Here is a 1,404-nt window from a genome sequence, read left to right on the forward strand (position 1 = left end):
GGGTCCGTAACGCGAACGGTGTTTCTGGCGTTCGGTCAGTAGTTCTCGGCGGCCGGCCAGCGGTCACCGAAAGTGATGGCGAAGGCGTTCAATACTGGCTTCCAGCGCATCGTCCACCGGGTGCGGCCGGCCCCGGTGGGGTCCAGGCTGCGAGTTACAAGGTACAGGCATTTCATGGCAGCTTGTTCGGTCGGGAAATGCCCACGGGCCCGGATTGCACGACGGTAGCGGGCATTCAACGATTCGATAGCGTTGGTCGAGCAGATCACCGTCCGGATCTCGACGTCATAGTCGAGGAACGGTATGAACTCGTTCCACGCGTTACGCCACAACCGGATCATTGCCCTGTATTTAGTTCCCCATTTCTCCTCCAAGTCGTCGAGTGCAGCCGATGCGACTTCAGCGTTCGGCGCCGTGTAAATCGATTTGATGTCTCGTTTGATCGCGTCGCTGTCCGCGCGAGACGTCAACCGGAATGTATTACGAATCAAATGGATGATGCAGGTCTGAACGGTGGTCAGCGGCCACACGCTCTCGACCGCTCCGGGAAGTCCTTTCAGCCCGTCGCAGACGAGGAAGAACACGTCTTGAACGCCCCGGTTCTTCAGGTCGACCAGCACGCTCATCCAGAATTTCGCGCCTTCACCACCCGTGCCGGCCCACAGCCCCAGGACATCCTTACGGCCGTCCACGGTGACCCCGATAGCCGCGTAGACAGGCCGGTTCGCGACCTGACCGTCCCTGACCTTGACGACGATGGCGTCGATGAACACCGCGACGTACACGGCGTCCAACGGCCGTGACGACCATTCCGTCATCTCGGCCACCACTTTGTCGGTGATCCGCGAGACGGTCTCCTTCGAAATCGACGCACCGTAGATCTCCGCGAAATGAGCCGAGATCTCTCCCGTGGTCAAACCCTTTGCATACAACGACAACACCATTTCGTCGACCTCGCCGAGCCGGCGCTGCCGCTTCTTCACGATGTGCGGCTCGAAAGTTCCCGCACGATCGCGGGGAACAGCAATCGAGACTTCACCGGCCGCGTCCGACACCACCGTCTTCGACCGGGCGCCGTTACGCACATTCGTCGACTCGCGACCCTGACCGGCCTGGTTCTTCTCATGACCGAGATGCTCGGTCATCTCCTCGTTCAACGCCGTCTCGAGGACATTCTTGGTGAAAAGCTTCAACAACCCGTTCGGGCCGGTCAGCTCCAGGCCACGTTCCCGGGCCTCGGCCATCATCGCCGCCACCGCGGCCTGCTCAGGCGACAGCGAGCGGCCTTTCGGGACAGCCTTCTTCGGTGGGTCCACGATCTCTGCGGTCATTACTCACAGTGCCCATCCCGCCGGACCGAAATCCGGCGAATCGGGCCAGAAACACCGTTCGTGGCACAGTCCC

1 protein-coding gene is annotated in these 1,404 nt (G+C 61.1%); it reads right to left on the reverse strand.

From position 1 onward, the window contains the following. Positions 1 to 35: 35 nt before the first annotated feature. The gene (locus ACZ3I4_RS47850; RefSeq protein ID WP_465388845.1) at positions 36 to 1,316 is read right to left on the reverse strand and encodes an IS256 family transposase; all 1,281 of its coding nucleotides are present in this window, start codon (positions 1,314 to 1,316) and stop codon (positions 36 to 38) included. Between the last annotated feature and the right edge of the window lie 88 nt (positions 1,317 to 1,404).

It is taken from the genome of Actinoplanes sp. NPDC021490 (assembly GCF_055562135.1).